22 protein-coding genes are annotated in these 19705 nt (G+C 64.6%); 16 read left to right on the top strand and 6 right to left on the bottom strand.

Translation table 11 applies throughout. The features are described from left to right. The first annotated feature begins 137 nt into the window (after positions 1-137). Positions 138-1139 (top strand): Bug family tripartite tricarboxylate transporter substrate binding protein, encoded by a 1002-nt coding sequence (locus tag BMW87_RS21580; protein WP_176928812.1) that lies wholly within the window; start codon positions 138-140, stop codon positions 1137-1139. 27 nt (positions 1140-1166) lie between these two features. Here the strand turns inward: BMW87_RS21580 and BMW87_RS21585 are convergent, their stop codons facing one another. Both BMW87_RS21585 and BMW87_RS21590 read right to left on the bottom strand, forming a co-directional pair. Further along, positions 1167-2078: a DMT family transporter gene (locus BMW87_RS21585; protein WP_093078694.1), complete on the bottom strand. Its 912-nt coding sequence runs from the start codon at positions 2076-2078 to the stop codon at positions 1167-1169. 61 nt (positions 2079-2139) lie between these two features. After that, positions 2140-2904, bottom strand: coding sequence for a GntR family transcriptional regulator (locus tag BMW87_RS21590; RefSeq protein WP_093056332.1), 765 nt, complete (start codon positions 2902-2904; stop codon positions 2140-2142). Between the two features lie 167 nt (positions 2905-3071). On the opposite strand from BMW87_RS21590, the gene BMW87_RS21595 reads away from it, so the two are divergent. The 5 genes from BMW87_RS21595 to BMW87_RS21615 are packed head-to-tail and all read left to right on the top strand — an operon-like array spanning position 3072 to position 7761. After that, positions 3072-3287 (top strand): DUF3311 domain-containing protein, encoded by a 216-nt coding sequence (locus tag BMW87_RS21595; RefSeq protein WP_093078558.1) that lies wholly within the window; start codon positions 3072-3074, stop codon positions 3285-3287. Beyond that, positions 3284-4759: a sodium:solute symporter family protein gene (locus tag BMW87_RS21600; RefSeq protein ID WP_093056330.1), complete on the top strand. Its 1476-nt coding sequence runs from the start codon at positions 3284-3286 to the stop codon at positions 4757-4759. The genes BMW87_RS21595 and BMW87_RS21600 overlap by 4 nt, the downstream gene beginning before the upstream one ends. A gap of 25 nt (positions 4760-4784) precedes the next feature. Beyond that, positions 4785-5987 carry an amidohydrolase family protein gene (locus BMW87_RS21605; RefSeq protein ID WP_093078696.1) on the top strand — a complete coding sequence of 401 codons (1203 nt, stop codon included), beginning with the start codon at positions 4785-4787 and terminating at the stop codon, positions 5985-5987. After that, entirely contained in the window at positions 5984-7261 is a 1278-nt protein-coding gene (locus BMW87_RS21610; protein ID WP_093078560.1) for a cyanate transporter, read from the top strand. Before BMW87_RS21605 ends, BMW87_RS21610 begins: the two co-directional genes overlap by 4 nt. Before the next feature lie 5 nt (positions 7262-7266). Then, positions 7267-7761, top strand: a complete 495-nt coding sequence (locus tag BMW87_RS21615; protein WP_093078561.1) for a nucleoside deaminase — start codon at positions 7267-7269, stop codon at positions 7759-7761. Between the two features lie 19 nt (positions 7762-7780). Here BMW87_RS21615 and BMW87_RS21620 read toward each other — a convergent pair whose 3' ends face one another. Beyond that, positions 7781-9616 (bottom strand): sialidase family protein, encoded by a 1836-nt coding sequence (locus BMW87_RS21620; protein WP_093078563.1) that lies wholly within the window; start codon positions 9614-9616, stop codon positions 7781-7783. Positions 9617-9830: 214 nt separating this feature from the next. On the opposite strand from BMW87_RS21620, the gene BMW87_RS21625 reads away from it, so the two are divergent. The 3 genes from BMW87_RS21625 (at position 9831) to BMW87_RS21635 (ending at position 11882) form a co-directional block, all read left to right on the top strand. Then, on the top strand, positions 9831-10094 hold the full coding sequence (locus BMW87_RS21625) for a hypothetical protein (RefSeq protein WP_093078564.1): 264 nt from the start codon (positions 9831-9833) through the stop codon (positions 10092-10094). A gap of 188 nt (positions 10095-10282) precedes the next feature. Continuing rightward, complete coding sequence (locus BMW87_RS21630; protein WP_093078566.1) at positions 10283-11290, top strand: patatin-like phospholipase family protein; 1008 nt, start codon at positions 10283-10285, stop codon at positions 11288-11290. 52 nt (positions 11291-11342) lie between these two features. Continuing rightward, complete coding sequence (locus BMW87_RS21635; RefSeq protein WP_093078567.1) at positions 11343-11882, top strand: hypothetical protein; 540 nt, start codon at positions 11343-11345, stop codon at positions 11880-11882. A 22-nt stretch (positions 11883-11904) separates the two neighbouring features. Here BMW87_RS21635 and dkgB read toward each other — a convergent pair whose 3' ends face one another. Continuing rightward, entirely contained in the window at positions 11905-12720 is an 816-nt protein-coding gene (dkgB, locus tag BMW87_RS21640) for a 2,5-didehydrogluconate reductase DkgB (RefSeq protein WP_093078569.1), read from the bottom strand. Positions 12721-12761: 41 nt separating this feature from the next. Continuing rightward, on the bottom strand, positions 12762-13964 hold the full coding sequence (locus BMW87_RS21645; protein WP_093078570.1) for an MFS transporter: 1203 nt from the start codon (positions 13962-13964) through the stop codon (positions 12762-12764). A gap of 267 nt (positions 13965-14231) precedes the next feature. Here BMW87_RS21645 and BMW87_RS21650 point away from each other — a divergent pair, with 267 nt between their 5' ends. The 4 genes from BMW87_RS21650 to BMW87_RS21665 all read left to right on the top strand — a co-directional run bounded on the left by BMW87_RS21650 (position 14232) and on the right by BMW87_RS21665 (position 17142). Continuing rightward, positions 14232-15269, top strand: coding sequence for a hypothetical protein (locus BMW87_RS21650; protein WP_218149762.1), 1038 nt, complete (start codon positions 14232-14234; stop codon positions 15267-15269). 89 nt (positions 15270-15358) lie between these two features. Then, positions 15359-15685 (top strand): hypothetical protein, encoded by a 327-nt coding sequence (locus BMW87_RS21655; RefSeq protein WP_093078573.1) that lies wholly within the window; start codon positions 15359-15361, stop codon positions 15683-15685. 83 nt (positions 15686-15768) lie between these two features. Further along, the gene (locus BMW87_RS21660; RefSeq protein ID WP_093078575.1) at positions 15769-16704 is read left to right on the top strand and encodes an AraC family transcriptional regulator; all 936 of its coding nucleotides are present in this window, start codon (positions 15769-15771) and stop codon (positions 16702-16704) included. Between the two features lie 147 nt (positions 16705-16851). Next, positions 16852-17142 (top strand): putative quinol monooxygenase, encoded by a 291-nt coding sequence (locus BMW87_RS21665; protein WP_093078576.1) that lies wholly within the window; start codon positions 16852-16854, stop codon positions 17140-17142. 28 nt (positions 17143-17170) lie between these two features. On the opposite strand, the gene BMW87_RS21670 is transcribed toward BMW87_RS21665, so the two are convergent. Continuing rightward, a complete protein-coding gene (locus tag BMW87_RS21670) occupies positions 17171-17491 on the bottom strand; it encodes a LysR substrate-binding domain-containing protein (RefSeq protein WP_371258837.1) in 321 nt (106 codons plus the stop codon). A gap of 207 nt (positions 17492-17698) precedes the next feature. Between BMW87_RS21670 and BMW87_RS21675 the strand changes: the two genes are divergently transcribed. The 3 genes from BMW87_RS21675 to BMW87_RS21685 all read left to right on the top strand — a co-directional run bounded on the left by BMW87_RS21675 (position 17699) and on the right by BMW87_RS21685 (position 19606). Further along, positions 17699-18268: a DUF3455 domain-containing protein gene (locus tag BMW87_RS21675; protein WP_177192824.1), complete on the top strand. Its 570-nt coding sequence runs from the start codon at positions 17699-17701 to the stop codon at positions 18266-18268. Between the two features lie 100 nt (positions 18269-18368). Next, positions 18369-18893 (top strand): sigma-70 family RNA polymerase sigma factor, encoded by a 525-nt coding sequence (locus BMW87_RS21680; protein WP_371258843.1) that lies wholly within the window; start codon positions 18369-18371, stop codon positions 18891-18893. Further along, on the top strand, positions 18890-19606 hold the full coding sequence (locus BMW87_RS21685) for an anti-sigma factor (RefSeq protein ID WP_093078581.1): 717 nt from the start codon (positions 18890-18892) through the stop codon (positions 19604-19606). Before BMW87_RS21680 ends, BMW87_RS21685 begins: the two co-directional genes overlap by 4 nt. Positions 19607-19705 lie beyond the last annotated feature (99 nt).

The raw sequence follows: 19705 nt of genomic DNA on the forward strand, positions 1-19705 counted from the left end.
CAATTATGGGGAGCAGGCGCGATACATGCATGTCGACGCGCATAAGCTCATATGGAATCGGGCATCAGCGGCGCGCCACAATTCGCGCCTGCACCGTCTGCATTGAAGACAAAAGACTGAACGACCGAAAGACTGTCATGGCCCATTCTCCACTCACTCGTCTTGCCCGCCGTGTATTGCTGCTGGCAGCGGCCTCGCTCGTCGTGCCCGCCGCCCTCGCTCAACAGGACTGGCCGCAACAACCTGTCACGCTGATCATGGGCTTTCCGGCCGGCTCGGGCGTCGACGTGGTGGCCCGCGTCATCCAGGAGCCGCTGGCAAAGCAGCTCGGGCGGCCCGTCGTCATCGACTACAAGTCTGGTGCCGCAGGCAACATCGCCAGCGACTACGTGGCCCACTCGAAACCCGACGGCTACACGCTTGCCTTCGGCACAGCCGCCACGCACGGCAGCAACGCAGCGCTCTACAAGAAGCTGCCCTTCGACGTGGAAGCCGACTTCATTCCGGTGGCGCCGGTGCTCGACGTGTCGAACGTGCTCACCATCAATCCCGACGTGATCAACGTCAAGACCTTGAAGGAATTCGTCGAGCTGGTCAAGGCCAACCCCGGCAAGTACAACTATGCGTCTACAGGCAACGGCGCAGGCACGCACATGGCCTTTGCCGAATTCAATTCGCGCCTGGGCCTGAACATGGTGCACGTGCCCTACAAGGGCGGCCCCGAGGCCATTACCTCGGTGGTGCGCGGCGAAACCTGCTGCATCATGAACCAGGTGCAGACCATTCTTCCGCACTACAAGGCCGGCAAGGTGCGCCTGCTGGGCGTGACCACCGCCGCGGCCGTGCCGGCAGTGAAAGAAGTGCCCACCATCGCATCGAGCGGCCTGCCGGGCACCAAGGGCTTCGACAGCTCGATCTGGTTCGGCATCTTCGCGCCCAAGGGCACCGACCCGCAGATCGTCGACAAGCTCAATGCCGCCGTGAAGGCGGTGCTGGAGCAGCCCGAGATCCGCGAGCGCTTCGAGAGCCAGGGCAACACCGTGCGCATCGAGTCGCCGGCACAGTTCAAGAAGACCGTGCACGACAACCGCGTGAAGTGGGCCGAGGTCGCGAAGGCCGCGAACATCAGCATCGACTGAGTTGCCAGCTACGGGCCGTGGTTCAGTTCACGCCCGGCGCGCCGGCATCGTCATCGCGATCACGCCGGCCATGATGCATGCAAGGCCGGCCCACGCCGTGGGCGCCGGTGCTTCGCCAAGAAACACCACGCCGATCATCACGCCGATAGGCACGCGCAGATAAGCCTGCGCAGCCGTCGACATCGGCCCCAGCGTCTTGATGAGCCGGAAGTAGATCGTGAAGGCCAGCGCGGTGGACAGCACCGCGAGCGCCAGCACCGCCATCATCGAAGCGGCAGACGGCGCGAGTGTCCACGGCCGGTCGATCACGAGGCTCGCGGGCAGCAGCATCGCCGTGCCGCTCAGCAGCGAGCCGGCGGCCGGCACCATCGGGTCCAGCCCCTTGAACACGCGGCCGAACATCGCGGCGCAGCCGTAGCAGACGGCGGCGGCCACCAGCCCGAGTTGCGCGAGCAGCGAATGCCCGAGCCCGTTCAGCGCCTCGAAGCCGACGATCAGGCAGATGCCCGCCAGCCCCGCGCCCACGCCGAACAGGCGCCGCAGCGTGGGCCTCTCGGAGCCGCCAAGGCCCAGCCCCAACAGGAAGATGAAGATCGGCGAGGTCGAGTTGAGGATGGTCGCTAGGCCCGCATCCACGCTGCGTTCGGCCCACGCAATGAGCGTGAAGGGCAGCACGCTGTTCAGGCATGCCTGCAGTGCGAAGCGCCACCACATCGCCGGCTCCTTCGGCAGCTTCACGCCGCGCATGCGCAGCACCGCAAGCAGCAGCAGGCCGGCAATCAGCGTGCGTGCCGCGATCAGCGTGACTGGAGGGATCGTCGCCACGCCGATCTTGATGAAGGTGTACGAAGCGCCCCAGCAGGTGGCCAGCAGCGCGAGCAGTGCCCATTCGAAGGCGACGTTGGTGTGGGGCTTGCTGGCGGAGGAGAGTGTGTGCATGGCGCCGATCATCGCGAGCCCTGCCAACCGACACTTCGCCCGCGAGCGAAGCGTGGATGCCTCAGTGGCTGTGCCCGTGCGCGGTGGTGCCGCCGCCGTTCAGCAGCGTCGCCAGGTCCACCTCCTGCTCGGCCGCCGCGCCTGCGATGACGCGCTGCTCCAGCTCGTCGAGGTGCTCCAGCGCCACGGCCAGCGCCTTGTCGAGCGACTTGCCCGTTGTCAGCGCCTCGATGATCTGCTCATGCTCGCGCGGCGCGCAGCTTGCGGCCTCGGCGGAGTCGTACAGCGCCTTGTAGAGCTCGGTGTTCGAAATCAGCCGGCGGATGTACGACAGCAGCTCGTCGCTGCCCGCCATCTCCGCCAGCAGCAGGTGAAAGTCGCCCGCCAGCCGGATCGAGTCTTCACGCCGGCCTTCCTTGAACGCCTTCTGCTCCGCCTGCACGTGCTTGCGCAGCGCGGCCACCTGCTCGCGTTCGAGGTTGCCGAACAGCGTGGTCACCAGCCCGGCTTCGACGATGCGGCGCGCGCGGTAGATGCCGCGCATGTCGTCGATGGACGGGTTGGGCACGAAGGCGCCGCGGTTGTGCTCCAGCACCAGCCGTTTTTCCGACCCCAGCCGCGCCAGCACCTTGCGCACCGCACCGCGCGTGCAGCCCAGCGCCTCGGCCAGCGCGCGTTCGCGCAGGGGCGTGCCGGGGCGCAGCTTGCCGCTGAGCAGTGCCTTCGATACGGCGGCGTAGACGCGTTCGTCCACGTTGGCTTCGTCGGCGTCGGTGGGCTCTGCAGGGGCGGCGGAAGTGGGGGATTTGCGTGCGGTGGAAGGCATAGGCGTGGGGATTATTGCCCGCGCCGTGTCGCCTCCGGGAAATCCCCCGGATTGACTCGGCCCCTCCCGCTCCGTACCATTCGCCTCGTTTGGTTAACCAAAATAATTGTATATGGTCAACCAAAACTGAATTCGAATCTCAACCAGAACAGGAATCGAGGCAACCCATGAAATCCGCCAAATGGCTGGCCGCGCTGCCGGTAGCCGCTTTCTTCAGCGGGGGATGGCTGTCCTCCGTCGCGCCCACCTTCGTGTTCGGCATGCCCTTCCTGATGGTGTGGAACGTCAGCTGGCTGGTGCTGACCTCGCTGATCATGGTGGTCATCGACCGCGCCGAAGGCGACCTCGATGCGCCCACCACGGCCAACGGAGAAGCCCGATGAACGCCGCACTCGGCGTGATTGCCCTGTTCGTCGTCGGTGCGCTGGGCCTCGCGGTGCTCGCGCGGCGCGGCCGCACCATGAGCCTGGAGCAATGGGCGCTCGGCGGGCGCGGGCTGGGCGCGATCATGGTGTTCCTGCTGATGGCGGGCGAATCGTTTTCCACCTTCACCTTTTTGGGCGCCAGCGGCTGGTCTTACAGCAAGGGCTCGCCGGCCTTCTACATCCTGGCCTACGGCGGGCTGGCCTACCTCATGGCCTTCTGGATGCTGCCTGCCATCTGGCGCTACGCCACCGCGCACAAGCTGGTGTCGTTCTCCGACTTCTTCGCGCACAAGTACGACAGCCGCCCGCTCGGCGTGCTGGTGTCCATCGTCGCGCTCATGGGCATGGTCGCGCTGCTGACCATCCAGCTGCGCGGGCTCGGCATCATCGTGTCGGAGGCCTCGTACGGCTCCATCGCGCCGCAGGTGGCGATCTGGATCGGCACCGTGGTCATGGTGAGCTACATCCTCTTCTCGGGCATCCATGGCTCGGCCAGCATCGCCATCGTGAAAGACGTGCTCATCCTCGCGCTCGCCGTGTTCCTCGGCATCTACCTGCCGTGGCACTACTACGGCGGCGTCACGCCCATGTTCACCGCCATCCACGCGGCCAACCCCAGCTTCTTCGAGTTTCCGAAAGAAGGCCTGAACCTCACCTGGTACAACTCGACCATCCTGCTGACGGCGCTGGGCTACTACCTGTACCCGTTCAACCTCACCTCGGTGTATGCCGCTAGGAGCGCGAGCGCGGTGCGCCGCAACACCATCCTGATGCCGCTGTACCAGGTGGTCATCGCCTTCCTGTTCCTCGTCGGCTTCGCGGCCATCCTGCAGGTTCCTGGGCTCAAGGGCTCGGAGGTCGACCTTGCGCTGTTCGGGCTGGCAAAGCACACCTTCGACCCATGGTTCGTCGGCGTGATCGGCGGCACGGGCGTGCTCACGGCGCTGGTGCCGGGCTCGATGATTCTGCTCACGGCCTCCACCGTGATCGGCAAGAACGTCTACAAGGAAGGCTTCGCCCACAACGCCACCGACAAGCAGGTGTCGCGCGTGGCGCGCGGCGTGCTGCCTGTGTTCGCACTGGTGGCGGTGTACTTCGTGCTGCGCGGCGGCACCACCATCGTGTCGGTGGCCATCTTCGCGTCGAGCCTGCTCACGCAGCTGTTGCCCTCGCTGCTGTTCAGCCTCATGAAGAAGCCCTTCGGCAACAAGCACGCAGCCTTCGCGGGCATCCTGGCGGGCGGCGCGGTGCTGGCCTTCATGATGACCACCAGCTCGAACCTGGGTACGCTGTTCCCGGCTGCACCGGTCGTCTTCAAGTCGCTCAACATCGGGCTCGTGGCGCTGGCGACGAATGCGCTGGTGTTCGTGATCGTGGCGCTCTTCACGGCGCGCATCGTGCCGCGTACCGTTGCAGCGCAACCTGCCTGATGCTTTCAACGAACGGACTCTCAACATGCCATCGCTCCTGATCCGCAACGTGCGCCCCATGGGCGCCTCCCCGGTCGACGTGCGGGTGCAGGACGGGCGCATTGCCGAGATCGGCACCGCGCTTGCCGCACCGGCCGGCGCCACCATCGAAGACGGGCAGGGCGCCTTGCTGCTGCCCGGCCTCGTCGAAGGCCACACCCACCTCGACAAGACGATGTGGGGCATGGACTGGTACCGCAACGAGGTCGGCACCAACCTCACCGACAAGATCGAGAACGAGCGCGCCTTTCGCCACTCCAGCGGGCACGACGCGGCCACGCAGTCGCTGGTGCTCGCCAAGGCCTTTCTCGCGCTCGGCACCACGCGGCTGCGCACGCATGTAGACGTCGACACGCAGGCCGGCCTGCGCCATCTCGAAGGCACCCTGCGCACGCGCGAGGCGCTGCGCGACGTGCAGCAGATCCAGATCGTCGCCTTCCCGCAATCGGGCCTGTTGGGCCGCCCCGGCACGGCCGAGCTGCTCGACCAGTCGCTGGCGCTGGGCGCCGACGTGCTCGGCGGCCTCGACCCCTGCGCCATCGACGGCGACCCGGTGAAGTCGCTCGACGTGCTGTTCGGCATTGCCGACAAGCACCAGCGCCCCATCGACATCCACCTGCACGAGCCCGGCGCCATGGGCGCCTTCTCGCTCGACCTGATCCTGCAGCGCACCGAGGCGCTGGGCATGCAGGGCAAGGTCGCCATCAGCCACGGCTTCTGTCTGGGCGACGTGAGCGAACGCGAGCGCGAAGCGCTGCTCGCGCGCATGGCCAGGCTCGGCGTGGTGCTCATCACCAGCGCGCCGCCCTCGCGCACCGTGCCGCCGCTCATGGCCTGCCGGCAGGCCGGCGTGACGGTGCTCGGCGGCAACGACGGCATTCGCGACACCTGGTCGCCCTACGGCAACCCCGACATGCTCGAGCGCGCCATGATCATCGGCCTGCGCTACAACCTGCGCCGCGACGACGAGATCGAAGTCGCACTCGACACCGTCACGCACTCCGGCGCGCGCGGCTGCGGCTTCGAGGCCTACGGCCTCGTGCCCGGCAACCGCGCCGACCTGGTGCTGGTCGATGCGCAGACGGTCGCGCAGGCCGTGGTCTCGCGGCCCGTGCGCAAACTGGTGGTGGCGGGCGGCCGCATCGTGGCGCGCAACGGCGTGCTGCAGGCCGACGTGGCGTCTTTGTGAGGGCAGGGCGCAGTCGTGACGGAGGCGTCGCCTTCGCGGTAGTGATCGTGCTGGTGGCGCTCAACCTGCGCGCCTTTCTCACGTCGAGCAGCCCGCTGCTCGAACCCATACGCCTTGCGACCGGCATCGGCTTTCATGCGGTGGCGCTGCTCACGGTGCTGCCGATGTTCGCGATGGGGGCCACGTCGCTGTGCGGCGCGGCGGTGGGCCAGCGCATCGGCGCGCGCGGCGGTGTCGCGCTCGGGCTCGGAGCCATTGCCTTCGCTTGTGCGAGCCGCTATGTGGCGGGCGGCGCGGCTGCGCTGCTGTGGAGCGCGGCGCTCGCGGGCGCGGGTGTCGGGCTGGTGCAGGCGCTGATGCCCGGCGTGGTGAAGCAGGCCTACCCGACGCGCATCGGCGTGATGACGGGGCTGTACTCCGCCGCGATCATGGGCGGCGGCGGGCTCGGCGCCATGGCCAGCCCGTGGGTGGCGCACGCATTCGGCGGCGCGCAGCCCGACTGGCATGCGGGCCTCGCGATATGGGCCCTGCTCGCAACCTTCGCGCTGCTGTACTGGCTCAACATGCGGCGCATGGAATTCACAGTCGCCGATGCGCCGCGCCAGAACCTCTCGTGGCTGCGCTGCTTCGCAAGCCGCCGCGCATGGCTGCTGGCTGCGTGCTTCGGCCTCATCAACGGTGGCTACACCAGCCTCGTCGCGTGGCTGCCGCACTTCTATGCCCAGCAGGGCTGGACCGCACAGCAGGGCGGCTCGGTGCTCGCGCTGATGACGGCCGCGCAGGTGGTCGCCGCGCTCGCCATGCCCGCCATCGCGCGCAGCCGGGGGCGCGACCTGCGGCCCTGGCTCGTGCTCACGCTGGTTGCGCAACTGGCGGGCTTCTGCGCGCTGACCTTCGATGCGCCTGTGCCGGCCGTCGCCATCGCCGTCGTGCTGGGCTTCGGCCTCGGCGGTGCGTTCTCGCTGTGCATGGTGCTGGCGCTCGACCACCTGCCCGACCCCGCGCAGGCCGGCGCGCTGGCCGGCTTCATGCAGGGCGTGGGCTTCATGATCGCGGCACTCGCGCCCTTCGTCACCGGCTGGGTGCGGGAGCACACCGGCGGCTTCACGCTTGCGTGGGCTTACCTTGCCGTAGTCGTGGTGCTGCTGCTGCCGCTCATGCTGTGCTTCGATCCGCGGCGCTATGCCGCGGCAACGGCTGGGCTCTTCTCGCCGAAAGCACACCACGCCACCAACACGCTCACGGCGCTAGACAGCAGCGCCAGAAAGGCCTGAACACCATGTACCAACAGCAATTCATGCAACGCGCACTGGCCCTCTCGGCAAAAGCGCTTCAGGAGCCAGGCACCGAGCCCTTCGGCGCAGTCGTCGTCAAAGACGGCGTGATCGTCGGCGAAGGCTTCAACCATTCAGTCGCCCATTCCGACCCCACCTCGCACGGCGAAGTCGAAGCCATCCGCGACGCCTGCCGCAAGCTCGGCACCGTCAACCTGTCGGGCTGCGAGCTCTACACCTCGTGCGAGCCTTGTGCTATGTGCGTGGCGGCGATGCACATCGCGGGCATCGCCAAGCTGTACTACGCGGCCTCGCTCGCGCAATCTGGCGAGGCCTTCAAGGATGTGACTGTGGCGGCGCGGCACCCCATCGATGTCGATGCGCTTCGCGCCGAAGCTGGTGCCACGCTTGCGCAGCGCAGCTTGCCTGCGGAGCAGAAGCTCGACAGCGAGGCTGTGCAGATTCTTTCGGATTGGGCTGCGACGCGACGGGGTTCTTGAGTTCACCCACGACTGCCGCTCATTGCATGGTGGCAAGGATCCGCTTGGCCCAGGACTTCTTCCCTGCCGCCTCAAGCCCCTCTGCAATCAGCCGCCTCGGCGTTCGAGGCGCGGTGCTCTGGCGATCAAAAGGAGTGCGTCGACTGGTTGCCTTCAGCACCCTGACCGCCAGCTCGGGATGACCGGTGTTCAGCAGGTCCAGCGTCGTCTGGTCCGCGGAGGGGAACCGCGCCGCACTGATGTACATATCTATCCATCGCTTGACTTGAGCCGGTGTCAAGCCAAAGTGCTCGCTTAGGCGCAGCAGCTCGAAAAGTTCGCCCTGGGGAAGATCCGTTCGTTCGGTGGCGCTGGCACCCCAGTCGTAACCCGAGCGGATCAGTTCGTCCGGGATGTCATTCAGTTTCAGGTCCAGCGCGCGTGTAAGAAGCCGTGTGCGTGGGCGCACGACAGCGAAAGATGTTGCACCCGCTTTGCGCAATTCGGGCCACATCATCGGGTGGATGGGTTCCCCCAATCGGGTCTGCGTTTCGCGTGCGGCCAGATCGGCGTCGAGTACGCCCCCGAGGTGATTACCCGGACTGTTGATATCGACGCCACTCGCAAGCGTGCGCATGAGCAACTCGCGGTTTCTGTGGAGAACAGCCTGGATAAGCGGAGGCTCGCCCACCGCGGCCCAGTCGATGGCAGTCTCCCGCGGGCTGCGGAACATGAGTCCGGTGTCCGATGTCTGCCAGGTCTTGCCCCCGTCGTCGCTCCGATAGAGGCCACCGGCCTGCCAAGCGGCAAGCATGCGCTGCGGGTCTGTCGCGTCTAGCAGCACGGCTGTCGGAGCCCATCCTATGCGCAGCCCTGGCGCATAGCAGTCCGAGTCCGATCTGCTTCCTGGTGTGCGTGGGGGTGTCCATGACCGTCCCGCATCCGTGCTGACATGAAAACAGGTCGAGCTCGGCCATGAGCCGTTGTCCCAGATGCAACGCGCAAGCAGCATGTCTGCCACGGCGGGTGATTGTTGCGCGCTGCACCATGTCTCCCCTCTCCACTGGGCCGCAGACTCTGGGCCTGCAGATGCCGGTTGCTGCTGGTCCAGACTCTGGAAGCCATTGCTTGCCGGCGCCCAACTCGACCCGTGGTCGCTGCTTTGAAGCCAATTGCCTTCGGCGTTGCGCACCACAAGTTCGCTGTCGCTGAGAGCGATCAGATTGGACAGTGTGCGGGCGCGTTGGCCAGGCTTTATCTGGCTCTCGAATTCGTGGACTTTCTCCCAGGACTTCCCTCCATCACCGGACCGCTGGAGTACGTTGTCGTCCAGGCTGTAGCTGAACGAGTTCCCTCGCACTACCCCCAAGACGGGTCGGCCGCCGGGTTGTCGAAGCCACGTCTGACCGCCATCGGGTGAGCGGAACCAGCGACCGTCGTAGGCCCACCAGTCGCCCGCTTGCCGTCCTGCAGGAATGACCAGCTGCGTGGGGAAGAAGTCGCCGCCGATCGAGCCATTCGCTTCCGAAAACTTCAATGGCGCGCGCTGAGTCCAGTGCAGCCCGCCGTCGAATGATTCCTGCAGCTTGGGTGTCTCCTTGGCATCGGTGTTGCGAGCAAGCACCAGCACGTGCCGTGCATCCTTCGGGTCGAGGTGCAGTTCGGTGTACTCGGCGGGCTGAGGCATTCGCAACGGGCTCCATGTCTTGCCGTGATCGTCGGAGCGAAACACAAGGCCGTTGCCCATGGCGTACACCCAATCCGGCTGCGCAGCGGATTGAACCATTTGACGGATCTCGACGCCCCGCCACGTGGGCATGCTGGCATGAGCCGTCCAATAAATTCCGAGTGCCAGCAGTCCGAGGAGGAATCGCATGCGTCTATTTCCTGTTATTGGCCGGCGATGATCATCCTTGTGTCGTGCCTGGCCGGTCATGGTGGACTGTATCCGCATGGTCCGCGAGAAAAGAACAGGCCAGCCATCGCTGCTTCGCAGCGCAATTCACGACGATGTTGTTACTCCCCACTGCAAGCCAGCGTGAATAGAGTTGCCTCACGGCGCGATACGAAGCGCGCGATGAGGAGTCGGCATGAGCAGCATCAGGAACACCGCGACAACGCAACCCTGCGCACTGGTTGCACAGGCGCTCGCCATCTATCGAAGCATCGCCGCGTGCCACGCACACATCGCAAACAACAGCAGCAGTAGCGCGAGTAACGCCCATGCACTCACCGCAGCGCTGATGCTGCCCTGCTACCAATCCAGCTTTCGCGAACTGGTACTTGCGCTGACCCTCGAAGAGGAGCGCGAACTTAGGTACGCGCTCGACGAATTTCGCAACTCAGCTGCATGAAGACGAGTACCTTCGCGCAACTTCTGTCCCACTGTGGTGCGTTCCGAATCGTTGCGCGGCCTTCGGAATTACGCTGATGGATTGAACGGGATTTCACTCGTAGCGACAAACACAACCAGCGCCCAGACTCCGCTTCCCCGGCCGGGAATTTATTTCATGGAAGTCATTTCTCTTGAAAGGAGTTGGCAATGGCGGAAAACACGAAATTCACCATCCTCTCGTTCGTTGGCGGCGGCATACGAGGGCTGATGTCGGTCACGATCCTGAACGAGCTGTACACGAAGTTCCCGCACATCCTCGACAACACCGACCTCATCGCCGGGTGCTCGACGGGCTCGATCATCACGAGCGAGCTGCTTGCGGGAAAGACGCCGCCGCAGCTCATCACCTTCTTCACCGAGCGCACGGGCAGAGGCGAGATCGAGTTCTACGACAACATGAACACGAATCCGAAGGAGCCCGCGTACGACATCATGGACGCCTACGGCTCGCAGTTCGCGCTGCACGGCGACAAGAAGGTATCGGCTGTCGAAGGGAAGAAGGTGCTGTTCGTGTCCTTCAACGTCGGCGGGCTCGAGGTGAAGAACTCCCTGCAGACGCCCATACCTTGGAAGCCGTTGATGTACACGAACATGGAACCCGGCCTCGGCGACGTGACCATCGCGAAGGCTGCCACCTCAAGCGGCGCGATGCCCGGGCAGCTGGGCTCTTACGACGGCAACGTCGACGGCGCCTTCTTCAACCACGACCCGACAGTCGCGGCGATCGCGCTGGCCGTGAATGCGGGGCACAAGCTCGAGGACATCACGGCCATCACCTTCGGCACCGGCTACATGCCTGACTGGGTTGCCAGCGACACCCACAAGTGGGGCGCCGACCAGTGGATGAACGGCGTTGCCAACCCGTTCAACAACACGCCGCCGTTCCTCATGAACCAGGCGAAGCCTTCGCCGATGCTCGACATGTGCCTCAACGGCACATCGACAGAACTCATGCCGATGATCGCGAAGATGCTGCTGGGCGACCGCTACACGAACATTAACCCGACGCTGCCATTCTTCATTCCGGAGAACACGACCTACCAGCAGGCCATCGACCTGCTGCAAGACAAGGGCAAGCATGCGGACACCGCGCATGCGGAAGTCCTGCTCGAGAAGTACTGGGTCGACCATGTGCTCGGCCCCGTGCGGACCTGAGCGGCATCCACAAGCAAGCAAGCAAACGCATTCCTGGAAAGGAGAAACGACGATGTCGACTACCGCAACAAAGGGTGCAGCAAAAGCACCCGGCACTTCCACGGGCGAGCTGAACCTCGGGCCGTACTACATCCAATACCTGCCCGGCAACCACTATGTGCTGGACGTGTACGGGAACAGCGCCGCAAAGGACACCCAGGTCATCGGGTTCACCGTCAACCAGCCCGAGACCGTCAACCAGCAGTGGCTGTTCGTCCCCGCGGGGCCGCTGGCGCCGGGTTGGTGGTACCTGCAGACGCTGATGGGCTCCGAGTACGTCATGACCCTGCAACCCCATGCCACCACCGGCTCGGGGCCGGTGGTGATGCAGCCCAAGGCGCAGGGCGACTCCGACACGCAGCTCTGGAGCCTGCTGTCAACCGAGGTGCCGGGCTACTGGTACATCCAGAGCAAATTCGGGGCGAGCAATTCGCAGGCGCCGGTGGTCATCGGGCTCACCAGCGACACCTCTGGAGCGAGCGCCGTGGCCAACCCCATCAGCTTCACCGGGTTCGAGGCGCAGGCCTGGGGGTTCAAGCCTGTGTATTGGTAGGAGGTAAGAAGCCGGCGGCCGATCAGTCCCAAGCCGGCGACAGACCGGCTGGATCCGTAAGGCGCTCATTGCGGTCGAGCGCCGCAATCTGCGCCATCTCGGCGTCCGTCAGCTTCAACTGCAGAGCCTTCAGATTGCCTTCAAGGTTCGCACGCTTGGTGGACGACGGAATCACCGCATAACCAAGCTGCATCGCCCACGCCAGCACCACCTGCGCCGTGGTCGCACCGTGCGCCTTGGCAATCGCCTCGACGACCGGGTCACCCAGCACCTTGCCGTAAGCCAGCGTCATGTAAGAAGTGATGTGAATGCCCTGGCTCTTCGCGAACTCAGCCACCTTGCGGTTCTGCAGATAGGGGTGCAGCTCGATCTGATTGGTGGCGATCTGCTCCGCGCCCACGGCCGCAATGGCTTCCTTCATCAGCGCGATGTTGAAGTTAGACACGCCAATGTGCTTCGTGAGCCCCTGTGCCTTGGCCTCGGCCAGCGCGCCCATGAACTCGGCCACCGGCACGGCGTTGCCGGGCGAGGGCCAGTGGATGAGCGTGAGGTTGACATGGTCTGTGCGCAGCTTGGCGAGGCTTTCTTTCAGGCTGGGCACCAGCTTGTCTTTGGCATAGTTGTCGGTCCAGATCTTGGTGGTGATGAAGAGGCTGCTGCGGGCCACGCCGCTTTCGGCAATGGCCTGGCCCACCTCGGCTTCGTTGCCGTAGATCTGCGCCGTGTCGATGGTGCGGTAGCCCACGTCGAGGCCGTTCTTCACTGAGTCGATGACCACCTGGCCCTTCAGGCGAAAGGTGCCGAGGCCGAAGGCGGGAATGGTGTTGTTTGTGTTCATGATGTGTGTTGTCCTTGTGTGTTGAAAAAAAGAGGGGAGGTTCAGTGACCAACCGGCACCGGTCCCGAAGCGCGAACCGGAATGCCGGCACGGCGGTCGAGCGTGCCGCTCCACTGCGTGAGGGCCAGCGACACCAGCACCACCAGCGCGCCAATCCACGGCGTGTGCATCAGCCCAAGGTGCGTCACGATCAGCCCACCGGCCCAGGCCGCGCCGGCAATGCCCAGGTTGAAAGCCGCGATGTTCAGGCCCGAGGCCACGTCTACCGCCTGCGGCGTGAAGCGTTCGGCCTGCTTCACCACATACACCTGCAGCCCCGGCACGTTGCCGAAAGCCACCGCGCCCCACATCAGCACCGCCAGCAGGGCCAGCCACTTGTGCGGCGCCGCGAAGTTGAACACCAGCAGCACCGCGGCCAGCAGCGCGAAGATGATCTTCAGCGCCGGAATCGGGCCCATGCGGTCGGCCAGCTTGCCGCCCCAGATGTTGCCCACCGCCACCGAGATGCCGTACACCAGCATCACCCAGCCCACAGCGCCGGCGCTGAAGCCAGACACGTCGGTGAGGATCGGCGCGAGAAACGTGAACGGAATGAACGAGCCGCCGTAGCCGATGGCCGTCTTCGCATACACCAGCAACAGGCGCGGCTCGGCCAGCACCTTGGCTTGCTGCGCCAGCGAGGCCGGCGGCGTGTGGCGGATGTTGCTGGGCACGAAGATCCAGCTGCCGATGAAGGCGACAACGCCCAGCGCCGACACGGCCAGGAAAGCTTCGCGCCAGCCGAAGTGCTGCCCGATGAACGTGCCCAGCGGCACGCCCGTGACCAGCGCCACCGTGAGGCCCGTGAACATGATCGCGATGGCGCTCGCCGCCTTTTCCTTCGGCACCAGGCCGGTGGCAATCGTCGAGCCAATGGAGAAGAACACCCCGTGCGCCAGCCCCGTGAGCACGCGGGCGGCAATCAACGATTCATAGCTCGGCGCCTTCCACGCCAGCAGATTGCCGACCGTGAACAGCGCCATCAGCCCGAGCAGCAGCGCCTTGCGCGGCAGCTTGCCCGTGAGGGCCGTGAGCACCGGCGCGCCGATGGCGACGCCCAGTGCATAGAGGCTGACCAGCAGGCCGGCCGAGGGAAGGCCGATGCCGAGGTCGGCGGCCACAGTGGGGATGAGGCCAACGATGACGAACTCGGTCGTCCCGATGGCGAATGCGCTGAGGGTCAGCGCGAGCAAGGCGATTGGCATGAGAGCACTCCTTCTTGGATGTAGAGGAGTGTCTTGCGGTTACCTTTGCGGATAAATGGGGGTCGGGGCAGAAGATATTTGCATCTGAGTCAAGGGCTAGTCCGACTGGCTACTGATGGTCTTCCGTGTTGGCAGCATTCCTAGTGGTGACAATAATCGCCTTCGCGTAGCAATGTGCGACGGCAATAGCCGCAAAGCATGCATACCGAAAGCAGACGTTCTTGGAACATCAAAGCGTACAACCGCCTAAGTAAATACCGAAGTTGAGTGCACACCGCCATGCCTGGAGAATTACCGTTCAACGCCCGTGTTTTTATCGCGAACTTTGGCAAAGAAAATTATCTCTGGCCTGAATGTTTGAGCACTCCGTGCATTGCAACTCTTGATGATGAAGATTTACGGGATTATTGGATGACGGGTAATCGGCGGGGATATATAGAACACTGCCTTCGTACCAAATTGACAGTTCGAGGCCTCAAACCCAACCGTGCATTAGCGAGTCGCTGGTTTAACGTCCACACGACGCTGTCGGAATCCTCTGGGGACATCTGGATTCATCGCGAGAAGGATGATTTTTGGTGGGCCATCTCAGGATCGCAACCGATCACAGAAGATGTTCGTCCACCATACAAGGCGCTGCCCAGTGCGCCCAATTCAATTGTGCGGCGTAAGCAAACTACTCCATGGTCGAACAAAGATTTAACAGGCAGGCGTTTGAGTTGGAAAACCCTTCACCCTAAAGCCCAAACTTTTCTTTTTACCGAGGGAACATTGCAGCAAGTTGGCCACGATCACGGCTATGCCGACTATTCATTGGCTCCGCTGCAGGGAACGGATCTTTCGCCTTGGCACGGGACAACAGATTGGCGGGTTTTTGAAGCACGGCGTAGCGTTTCTAGGGGCACAGTATTGAGTCCTGTCGAGGCTGCCATTGCGCTGATGGCTTCACAAGCTCGAGATACCGCCTCACGTGCCAATGGCCAAGAAGTACTTGCCAAGGTGAAGAATAAAGAGTTTGGCTTTGATTCAGATGAGGAGATGCGGGTATACCTGCGTAACCTCCTGAATGACCAAGAAGGTCTATGCGCAATTTCGGGGCTGCGATTTCAGTATCCAGGCCAAATTGATGATCCAGAACTGCAATGCTCGCTGGACCGCATCGACAGCGACGGCCACTATGCTGCAGGAAATCTTCAAATCGTTTGTCGATTTATAAATCGATGGAAAAGCAGCAGCGACGATGCAGAGTTCAGACGGTTGGTCAGGGTGTTGCGCGCGTCTGTTGATTTCGAAGGTATCTCATAACCAGTAGATATACTGCTGAGCGTCGCGCTAGGTGGTGCGGCCGGGTTTGGAAGCCTGATGAGGCCCCTGCGAATCCTGGAGCCCATTTCATGGCTGAATCTGCTCGCACCCGCGCGCAATCTCGCGTTCCTTCCGCTTCTCTCAACCCCGCGTCAATTGATCTCGACGACCTCGCCCTACAAGCCTGCGACGACGCCGACAATCTCAACGACGTGATGCGCGCCTACAGCGCACTCAAGAAGCTCGTCGACACCAGCGCCCTGAACGACAGCGAAGTGCTCACCCCCAGCCGCACTGAATTGAGCGCCTTGCTGGGCGTGCTCAACGACGCGCTGCTGGTCCGCATCGATACCGTCAATGGCGCCACCAGCGCAGTGCGCGAAGCGCTGCGACAGAACATCGGCAGCACCCAATAGCACCAGCTGCGCGCCCTTGGCAACGGGCACGCGCCGACCGACTACGCTGCGCACTTCGTTTTTCTTCCCCCACAACAAAACCGATGCCAGCTGCGCCCGTCGCCGACAACAAGCCCGAGGCCATTCCCACCGCCGCCTGGGCCCGTCTACGCGACATGGTCGCGGCGCGAACCCCTGCGGACGGCCGTACCGATGCGCTGTATCCGGGGCTGCGCTGCTACCGGTTCTCGCGCCCGGTGCGTTACGAGAAAACCCAGCGCCTCACGCCGGGCGTGGTGGTGGTCTTGCAGGGCCGCAAGACCGCGCACCGTGGCGACCGTCGTTCGCTCGACTACGGCGCCACGCAGTGCATGGTGCTCGGGGCCGAGGTCGCGTGCCTCGGCACGGTCGTCGGGGCGAGCGCCGAGCATCCGTACCTCGCTATTCATCTCGACCTGCCGCCCGACATGCTGGTCAAGTCTTTTGTCGCGCTGGCGGAAAGCGGCACGTTGGCCGAGCCTGCCCGTGTGACCGAGAACTTCACGGCTGCGGTGGGGCCGGAGGTGGTCGAGGCCTTTACCCGCCTGCTGCTGGCGGCCGACGACCCGGTGGACCGCCGCACGCTCGCGCCGCTGGCGGTTGAAGAAATCGTGCTGCGGCTGCTGCGCTCCGAGGCCGCGGCCGCCATTCGCAGCGCGGGCGCCGTTACCAAGGCCGGCGCACGCATACAGACGGCCATCGCCTTCATGCGCCGCCATCTGGGCCGGCCACTGTCGGTGGCCGAGATTGCCAGCCACGTGCACATGAGCCCTTCGCACTTCGCGCACAGTTTTCGCGAGGTGGCCGGGGTCACGCCGATGCGCTGCATTCGCGACCTGCGCCTGGAAGAGGCGCGCATGCTGATGCTGGGCGCGGGGCTGCGGCCCGGCGATGCGGCCGCGAAGGTGGGCTTCGAGAGCGCGGCGCATTTCAATCGCGCGTTTCGCAGGCGCTTCGAGGCAACGCCTGCGGAGTACGTGCGGCGCGTTCAGTCGGGCTGATTGACTGACTGACTCACCGACGTGGGGGCGGCTGCGTCTTTCGCAGCCATGGTCAATTTCTTCGCAGCTTCGCGCCTTGGCGCGGAGGAGGGCGCTGGCTAACCTGCCGTCTGCTTTTTTCTTCAAGCAAACGACAAAGAAATTTCCATGAACCCGATCAACGTCATCATCACTTTCGAAGCCAAGCCCGAGCGCGCATCCGCGTTCGCCAAACTCATGCAGCGGGTCAAGCAGTCGCTGCCATCGGCGGATGGATGCCGTGGCGTGCAGCTGTTCGGGCGCGCCGACAACGACTGCGTGTTCACGCTGGTCGAGTCGTGGGAGTCACGGAGCAAGCATGAGGCGCATATCGCGGGCGTGGTGTCGTCCGGTGCTTGGGACACGATGGCGGCTGAGCTGGCTGGGGCGCCTGTCAGCAGCTATTGCAACGAGCTCTGATGCGGCGCCGTGGGGCGCGGGCGGTCAATCAGGCGGTCGGTGCGCCTGCTTCCCCCAGCAGCCAATCCCGAAACGCCACAACTCGCGCATCCTCTTCGCTCCCCTGCGGATACACCAAGTGATACGCATACGGCGCCGCAATGCGCACGCCGACGTCGAACAGCCGCACCAGCCGCCCCTGCGCCAGGTCGCCCGCAATCATGTCCAGGTCGGCCAGCCCCACTGCGCCGCCTTCGACCACGGCCTGCACCACGTAGCTCGAATCGGCAAAGCCCACGCACCGGCTGTCGTCGAAGTTGTTATCGACGCCGGCCGCGGCCATCCACATGCGCCAGTTGGGCCAGGTCATGGTGTCGGTCTTCCCGTCGACGTAGCAGAGCGTGTGTCTATCGTTAAACGGCCGTTCGTATTTCACGGTGCGACCCACATTCGATTCAGAGCTCGTTGCTCGTCCAAAAAATCTTTCGCTCCCCCTGCATCCAAACCCACTCCTGGCGTGTAGACCCTTCAGCAGCGAGGAGCTGCTGCTGCCCATCTACAACCCAGGAGTATTTCCATGCACACCTCCCGTCCCACCCGCTCGCTCGCCGTTCTCGGCACCGTCTCCGCCGCTGCCGCCTTACTCGCCGCCTGCGGCTCGATGTCTTCAGGCCCCACCTTCAACCAGTCCAGCCTGCCGCCGACCATCCAGGTGCCGGCCGGCAACAAGGTCGCCATGGAAACCGTCGGCAAAGGCGACATCACCTACGAATGCCGCGACAAGGCCAACACCCCCGGCCAGACCGAATGGGTGTTCGTCGGCCCTGATGCCAAGCTGTGGGACCGCGGCGGCAAGCAGGTCGGCAAGTACTACGGCCCGCCGGCCACCTGGGAGTCGAACGACGGCTCCAAGCTCACGGCTACGCAACTGGCCGTCGCGCCCTCGGGGCCGACCAGCCTGCCGTTCCAGCTCGTGAAGGCCAATCCGGCCGTGGGCTCGGGCGCGATGACTGGCGTTACCTATATCCAGCGCGTAGCGCTGCAGGGCGGTGTGGCTCCGGCTGCGGCGCCGTGCACTCCGGCCACCAAGGGCCAGAAGCAGGTCGTGCAGTACCAGGCCGACTACATCTTCTGGAAGGCGTCCTGATCGGCGGGTGATTCAGCGGTGGAGCCCTCGGCTCCACTACCATCGGCCGGTGCAAAACCCGCCGCCCACCGCCGCGCCCTTCGACTACGACGCCGCTCTCATGGCTTGCGCACGCGGCGATCGCCAGGCTTTGCAGCAGCTGTACGAGCGCGAGAGCCGCTACCTGATGGGCGTGGCGCTGCGCATCGTGCGCCAGCGCCAGCAGGCCGAAGACGTGTTGCACGATGCCTTCATCAGCATCTGGCAGCGCGCGGAGAGTTTCGATCCGGCGCGCGGCGAAGGCCGCGGGTGGGTCTACAGCGTGGTGCGCAATGCGGCGCTGAATATGGTGCGCAGCGGCGCACGCCAGGTGGACGTGAGCGAAGACGCCGCCGAAGCCATCGACGACCAGGCCGCGCTGGCGGCATACGCCTCGGCTGGCGATCCATTCGAATTGCGCGCCGATCTGGGCAGGCTCGACAACTGCCTGAAAGGGCTGGAGCCGGCGCGGCGCGATTGCATCCTCTATGCGTATGTCGAAGGCTGCTCGCATGGCGAGATTGCCGAGCGGCTGCAAACGCCGTTGGGCACGGTGAAGGCCTGGATCCAGCGCGGCATGCGCGCGCTGCGGGAGTGCATGGCATGAGCGGCAGCAACAACCCGGCCGATGACGACATCGACGCACTGGCGGGCGAGTACGTGCTGGGCACGCTGTCGGCTGGCGCGCGTGCGGCGGTCGAAGCGCGCATTCATAGCGAGCCGGCCTTGCGCGAAGCCGTGCAGGGTTGGGAGGCACGGCTGTTGCCACTGACCGCGCTTGCGCCGCCAGCGGACCCGTCGCCTGCGCTGTGGGCGCGCATCGAGCAGAGCCTTGGCAACGTAGCGAAGCCGAAGCCCGCGCGTCCGTCGGCGTTCTCAAGCTGGTGGAACAACCTTCAGCTCTGGCGTGGCCTGGCCGCTGGCGGGTTCGCTGCCGCCGCACTGATGGTTGCGGTGCTCGTCACTCGCCCGTTGCCTCAGCCGCAGTACATGGTGGTGCTGGTCGCCCCGCAGGACAAGTCGCCGGGCTGGGTGATTCAGACCACCTCGTCGCGCCAGCTGAGCCTGGTGCCGCTGGGCACGTTCGAGGTGCCGCCGCAGAAAGCGCTTCAGTTCTGGACCAAGGCCGATCAGTGGCGCGGACCGGTGTCGCTGGGGCTGGTCAAGCAGGGGCAGACGCTGCGCATTCCCATCGACAAGCTGCCGCCGCTGGAGCCGAACCAGCTGTTCGAACTCACGCTGGAGCCTGAGAACGGCTCGCCTATCGACCGGCCGACGGGGCCGATCCAGTTCATCGGGCGTGCGGTCAAGGTGATGTAGCAGCGCTCGCTGCGCCTGTCCTTAACCATCGGTTAAGACCGGCTAAACAAGACGCGAATTGTCGGCGCGCCTCCGAATCGTGAGGATGCAAGGCGCCGA

Origin of the sequence: Variovorax sp. OV084, from assembly GCF_900111625.1 — a bacterium.
GTDB lineage: Bacteria > Pseudomonadota > Gammaproteobacteria > Burkholderiales > Burkholderiaceae_C > Variovorax.